Origin of the sequence: uncultured Ralstonia sp. (genome assembly GCA_913056305.1) — a bacterium.
In the GTDB taxonomy this organism is placed as follows: domain Bacteria; phylum Pseudomonadota; class Gammaproteobacteria; order Burkholderiales; family Burkholderiaceae; genus Ralstonia.
The window spans coordinates 1-5,577 of record CAJXMR010000268.1 but is presented as its reverse complement, the minus strand read 5'-3'; the positions used below and the strand labels follow the sequence as shown (position 1 = coordinate 5,577).

Here is a 5,577-nt window from a genome sequence, read left to right as displayed (position 1 = left end):
ATTGCCGCCCGCGGCATCGAGGAAAAGACGTTGACGCACGACTTTGGCAGTCCTGGCGTCTATGTCGGTACCGTGCGGTTGGTCACCGACGCGGACGGGGACGACGATTTCGACGTCGATGACTCGGCGTCCTTCGTGATCGATATCGTCCGCGGTGTGCGGGTGCTGGCGGTCAACGGCGATCCGCGCACGACTCCTTACGAGGATGAATTGTTTTTCTTGGAGCGGGCGCTGCACGCCATCCCTCGGGGTCACCCACCGATCGAGCTGCGTATCGTTAGCGTAGAAGAGTTCCTGAACACCGAGCTCGAGGGTTTCGACGTGGTTATCATCGACACCGCCGGACGTCTTCATGTCGATGAGGCGCTGATGGACGAGGCGGCGCAGTTGCGCGACATCGTGAATCCGGCCGAGACCCTGCTCGTCGCCGACGCCATGATCGGCCAGGACGCCGTCAACGTTGCCAAGCAGTTCGATGAACGCATCAAGCTGACCGGCATCGTGCTGACCCGCGTCGATGGCGATGCGCGCGGCGGCGCGGCGCTGAGCGCGCGTGCCGTCACCGGCTGTCCGATCAAGCTGATCGGGGTCGGCGAGGGGCTGGACGCGCTCGAGGAGTTCCATCCCGAGCGCATCGCCTCGCGCATCCTCGGCATGGGCGACGTGGTGACGCTGGTCGAGAAGGCGGCCGAGACCATCGAGGTGGAAGCGGCCGAGAAGCTCGCCGCCAAGATGAAGAAAGGCGCCTTCGATCTCAACGACATGCGCGACCAGTTGCGCCAGCTCGGCAAGATGGGCGGCATCGAGAGCATGTTGGGGATGCTGCCCGGCGCCGGACGGATGAAGGCGCAACTGGCCGGCCGCCGGGTCGATGACCGCGTCCTCGTCACCCAGGCCGCCATCATCGATTCCATGACCGCGGCCGAGCGGCGAAACGCCAAGCTCTTGAACGGGTCGCGCAAACGCCGCATCGCCCAAGGCTCGGGCACCACCGTTCAGGACATCAACCGGCTGATCAAGCAGTACAAGGACACCAACCGGATGATGAAGAAGATCGCCAAGTTGGGTATGAAGGGCCTGATGCGCCACCCCATGGCCGGCCTCTTGCCCCACTGATATGCCGCTATAGACAACCCGAATGTCGCCAATGGAAAACAGGAGAAGCACACCGACATGTCATTGAGAATCAGATTGTCCCGGGGCGGCGCCAAGAAGCGCCCGTTCTACCGCATCGTTCTGGCGGACTCGCGGTCCCCGCGGGACGGCCGCTTCATCGAGAGACTCGGCACTTTCGACCCGATGGTGGCCAAGGACCATCCCAAGCGCTTGGTGCTCAAGGAAGAGCGCATCAAGTACTGGCTGTCGCAGGGCGCCAAGCCGGGTCACGGCGGCGTGCTGCCGGCTGCCAAGGTCACGCCGGAGATTGCCGCCACGCGCGGTGTGCCGATCGGGCAGGCCTGCATCTCGCCGGCGGCGCATTCGGAGTTCTCGACGCCGCTGGGGCTGCTGCAGTTTGTTGACCGCCTGCGCACGCTGTCGGGTGGCAAGCCGACGGGCTTCAAGCTGTGCATCGGCCACCCGTGGGAGTTCTTCGGCATCGTCAAGGCGATGCTGGAGTCGGGCATCCTGCCGGACTTCATCGTCGTCGACGGGGCCGAGGGTGGCACGGGTGCGGCGCCGCTGGAATTTACCGACCATGTGGGGACGCCACTGCAGGAAGGGCTGCTGCTGGTGCACAACACGCTGGTGGGCGCCAACCTGCGCGACAAGATCAAGATCGGCGCGTCGGGCAAGATCGTGACCGCCTTCGACGTGGCGCGTACGCTGGCGATGGGTGCCGACTGGTGCAACGCGGCGCGCGGCTTCATGTTCGCGCTGGGTTGCATCCAGGCGCAGAAGTGCCACACCGACCGTTGCCCGACCGGCGTGGCCACGCAGGACAAATCGCGCCAGAAGGCGCTGGTGGTGCCGGACAAGGCCGAGCGCGTGCACCAGTACCACGCGCACACGCTGCATGCGCTGCTGGAGCTGACGCAGGCGGCCGGCCTGCAGCATCCGGTGGAATTCTGCGCGCACCACATCGTGCGGCGTGTGTCGGGCAACGAGGTGCAGTTGCTTTCCACACTGCTGAAGTATCTGGAGCCCGGCGACCTGCTGGCCGGGCGCTACCGCTATCAGCTCTACGAGCGCTACTGGCCGATGGCACGGGCCGACCGGTTCGCCCCGGCCGCCGCCTAAGGCGGGCGCCGCCTACTGCGGCTGGGTTTCCGTGAAGCTCGGTCGCTTCTCCATGCGCGCATAGAACGCGGCCAGGTTGTGGTGCCGCGCGCGCCAGTCGAGTTGCGGCTGGCGGAAGTCCAGATAGGCGAGCGCGCAGCCGACGGCGATGTCGGCCAGGGTCATGTGGTTGCCGTTGCACCAGGTTTTCTCGCCCAGGCCTTGCGCCATGGCCTTGAGTGCTTCATCGATCTTGCGCTGCTGGCGCGCGATCCAAGCGTCGCTGCGTTGCTCGGGCGTGCGCTGGGTATCTTCCACGCGCAGGGCGACGGCGGCATCGAGCAGGCCGTCGGCCAGGGCTTCCCAGCAGCGCACCTCCACGCGCTCGCGGCCGGCGGGCGGAATCAGGCGCGCCACCGGCGACAGCGTGTCGGCGTATTCGGCAATCACGCGCGAATCGAACAGGGCGCCGCCGTCATCCATCACCAGGCACGGCACCTTGCCGAGCGGGTTGAATTCGTGGATCTGCGTGTCGGCGCCCCACACGTTCTCCAGCACGAACTGGTAGTCGATTTTCTTTTCCGCCAACACCACGCGGACCTTGCGGGTGTAGGGGCTGGCGTGGGATCCGATCAGTTTCATAGGCATGTCATGTTGGAGGCGGAAGTATAGCTGCGCACTTCTCCGTGTGCGTTATCGGATCCTTCATCCAAACGGAGGCTTGCCAGTGCCCGCAAGAGGCATGGAAAGGGTGTGCCGGATGGTAAAATCGCGGGTTCGCTACGGGTGCGCTTGGGCGCCTCCGATTCAACGCGCGATGCCGCGTCCGGGTTGTCCGGATTGAGATTCCCTTCACATTTTTTCCCACCTGCCATGTCGTCGCCCGCTGCTTTGTCTGCTCTGACTGCCCTGTCTCCCATCGATGGCCGCTATGCCGCCAAGGCCGATCCGCTGCGCGAGTGGCTGTCGGAAGCCGCCTTCATGCGCCACCGCGTGAAGGTGGAGGTGCACTGGCTGATCGCCCTGTCGCAGGCCGGCCTGGCCGAGATCCCGCGCTTTTCCGATGACGCCGAGCGTGCGCTGCTGGCGCTGGTCGAGAACTTTGTCGAGGCCGACGCCGCCCGCATCAAGGAGATCGAGGCCGTCACCAACCACGACGTGAAGGCCGTCGAGTACTGGATGAAGGAGCGCGTAAAGGGGAATGCCGAACTGGAAGCCGCCAGCGAGTTCATCCACTTCGCCTGCACTTCGGAAGACATCAACAATACCTCGCACGGCATGATGCTCAAGGGCGCGCGCGACACGGTGGTCGTGCCGACGCTGCGCCGCGTGCAGGCCCGCCTGGTCGAGTTGGCCCACCTCAACGCCGACGTGCCGATGCTCTCCCGCACGCACGGCCAGCCGGCCAGCCCGACCACGCTGGGCAAGGAAATGGCCAACGTGGCGGCGCGCCTGGACCGCGCCATCCGCCGCATCGAGGCGGTCGAGCTGCTGGGCAAGATGAACGGCGCGGTGGGCAACTACAACGCGCATCTGTCGGCCTACCCGTCGCTGGACTGGGAAGCCTTCTCGAAGAACGTGATCGAAAGCCGACTCGGCCTCACGTTCAACCCGTACACCATCCAGATCGAGCCGCACGACTACATGGCCGAGCTGTTCGACGCCGTGGCGCGCGCCAACACCATCATCCTGGACCTGGACCGCGACGTCTGGGGCTACATCTCGCAGGGCTACTTCAAGCAGAAGACCAAGGCCGGCGAGATCGGCTCGTCGACCATGCCGCACAAGGTCAACCCGATCGACTTCGAGAACTCCGAAGGCAACGTCGGCCTGGCCAACGCGGTGCTGCGCCACCTGTCGGAGAAGCTGCCGGTCTCGCGCTGGCAGCGCGACCTGACGGATTCGACCGTGCTGCGCAACGTCGGCGTGGCCTTCGGCTACAGCCTGCTCGCCTACGACGCCTGCCTGCGCGGCCTGGGCAAGCTGGAAACCAACCCCGCCCGCCTGGCCGAAGACCTGGACGCCTGCTGGGAAGTGCTGGCCGAGCCGGTGCAGACCGTGATGCGCCGCTATGGCATCGCCAACCCGTATGAGCAGCTCAAGGAGCTGACGCGCGGCAAGGGCATCTCGCGCGAGGCGCTGCGTGACTTCATCGCCACGCTGGCGATTCCGGAAGACGCGCGCAAGCTGCTGCTGGACATGACGCCGGGCAGCTATATCGGCAAGGCGGCAGACCTGGCGCGCCGTATCGGCTGATATTGCGAAAATTTGCTGGTGTGGTCAGAAAAACGGCCCGCTCCTGGATCACGGAGCGGGCCGTTTTGTTTGGTGCGCACTGCAGAACGCTCTGTTCCGCCATGGACATCAAGCTGCCTTGTCAATCAAAAAATTTGAATCGCTTCGTGAACTTCGGGCCGACTTGCCCGGTCGGAACGCGCAAATAATGCACATTCATTCAGCGGAGCGGTCTTACCGACAGGCGCCGCCGATGAGCGTCTCCAACCCCGAGGGAATCGATGTCGCAAGCCGCCCAACCGAATCTCGCCGTCCGTGCCCCTGCCGCCGATGACGGCGCTTATGGCAAGCCCGCCATCGCGCTGCACTGGATCATCGCGCTGCTGATCTTCGCCGCGTTCGGACTCGGTCTGTACATGACCGACATCCCCGGCTTCACGCCGACCAAGCTCAAGCTGTACTCGTATCACAAGTGGATCGGCATCACGGTGCTGATCTTCGCGGTGCTGCGCGTGCTGTGGCGCCTGACGCATCGTGCCCCGGCCCCGGTGGCAGGCATGCCGGCGTGGCAACACAAGGCCGCCGAAGCCGCGCACGTCGTGCTGTACCTGCTGATCCTGGCGGTGCCGCTCACCGGCTACCTGCTGAGCGTGGCCGCCGGCATCAAGGTGGTCTACCTGGGCCTGTGGGCGCTGCCGATGCCGTTCGACAAGAGCGACATGCTCAAGGACCTCTTCCACGAGGCGCACGAGTGGCTGAACTGGACCATGGCCACCATCGTCGTGCTGCACGTGCTGGCCGCGCTCAAGCACCACGTCATCGACCGTGACGGCACGCTGCGCCGCATGCTGCCGTTCCTGCGCTGATCCTGTTTGTTCAATGCGCTGGCCCGTTGCCGGCGCCCAAGCTTCTCCATCCCGACCAAGACCGCCGGCACGATCCGGCCTGACTGAAGGAGTCTGATGATGAAACGTTTTGCGCGCCCCCGCGCCCTCGCCCTGATCGCCGCCGGCGCGCTGTCGATCGCCGCGCTGTCGTTTGGCGCGATTCCGGCCATCGCCCAGGTGGACGCCGCCAAGAGCAGCGTCACCGCCACCGGCAAGCAGCTCGGCGTGCCGATGGACA

General features: G+C 65.3%; 4 protein-coding genes and 2 pseudogenes. 5 read left to right on the top strand and 1 reads right to left on the bottom strand.

The genetic code is table 11. From position 1 onward, the window contains the following. Together QZ609_RS23975 and rpsP are read left to right on the top strand one after the other, a co-directional pair. Window positions 1-1,116 (top strand): annotated as a pseudogene (locus QZ609_RS23975) (hypothetical protein); the annotation flags it as partial. 57 nt (window positions 1,117-1,173) lie between these two features. Beyond that, window positions 1,174-2,238: a 30S ribosomal protein S16 gene (gene rpsP, locus QZ609_RS23970; protein WP_295500206.1), complete on the top strand. Its 1,065-nt coding sequence runs from the start codon at window positions 1,174-1,176 to the stop codon at window positions 2,236-2,238. 12 nt (window positions 2,239-2,250) lie between these two features. On the opposite strand, the gene QZ609_RS23965 is transcribed toward rpsP, so the two are convergent. Continuing rightward, window positions 2,251-2,859, bottom strand: a complete 609-nt coding sequence (locus QZ609_RS23965) for a glutathione S-transferase N-terminal domain-containing protein (RefSeq protein WP_295500203.1) — start codon at window positions 2,857-2,859, stop codon at window positions 2,251-2,253. A 231-nt stretch (window positions 2,860-3,090) separates the two neighbouring features. Between QZ609_RS23965 and purB the strand changes: the two genes are divergently transcribed. The 3 genes and pseudogenes from purB to QZ609_RS23950 all read left to right on the top strand — a co-directional run. After that, window positions 3,091-4,473 carry an adenylosuccinate lyase gene (gene purB / locus QZ609_RS23960; RefSeq protein WP_295500200.1) on the top strand — a complete coding sequence of 461 codons (1,383 nt, stop codon included), beginning with the start codon at window positions 3,091-3,093 and terminating at the stop codon, window positions 4,471-4,473. Window positions 4,474-4,733: 260 nt separating this feature from the next. Then, the gene (locus QZ609_RS23955; RefSeq protein ID WP_295500197.1) at window positions 4,734-5,318 is read left to right on the top strand and encodes a cytochrome b; all 585 of its coding nucleotides are present in this window, start codon (window positions 4,734-4,736) and stop codon (window positions 5,316-5,318) included. A 99-nt stretch (window positions 5,319-5,417) separates the two neighbouring features. Further along, window positions 5,418-5,577 (top strand): annotated as a pseudogene (locus tag QZ609_RS23950) (polyisoprenoid-binding protein); the annotation flags it as partial.

Excerpts from the sequence above, each read along its gene's own strand:
- QZ609_RS23955 (WP_295500197.1), top strand. The coding sequence starts at position 4,734 with ATGTCGCAAGCCGCCCAACCGAATCTCGCCGTCCGTGCCCCTGCCGCC.
- QZ609_RS23965 (WP_295500203.1), bottom strand. The coding sequence starts at position 2,859 with ATGAAACTGATCGGATCCCACGCCAGCCCCTACACCCGCAAGGTCCGC.
- purB (WP_295500200.1), top strand. The coding sequence starts at position 3,091 with ATGTCGTCGCCCGCTGCTTTGTCTGCTCTGACTGCCCTGTCTCCCATC.
- rpsP (WP_295500206.1), top strand. The coding sequence starts at position 1,174 with ATGTCATTGAGAATCAGATTGTCCCGGGGCGGCGCCAAGAAGCGCCCG.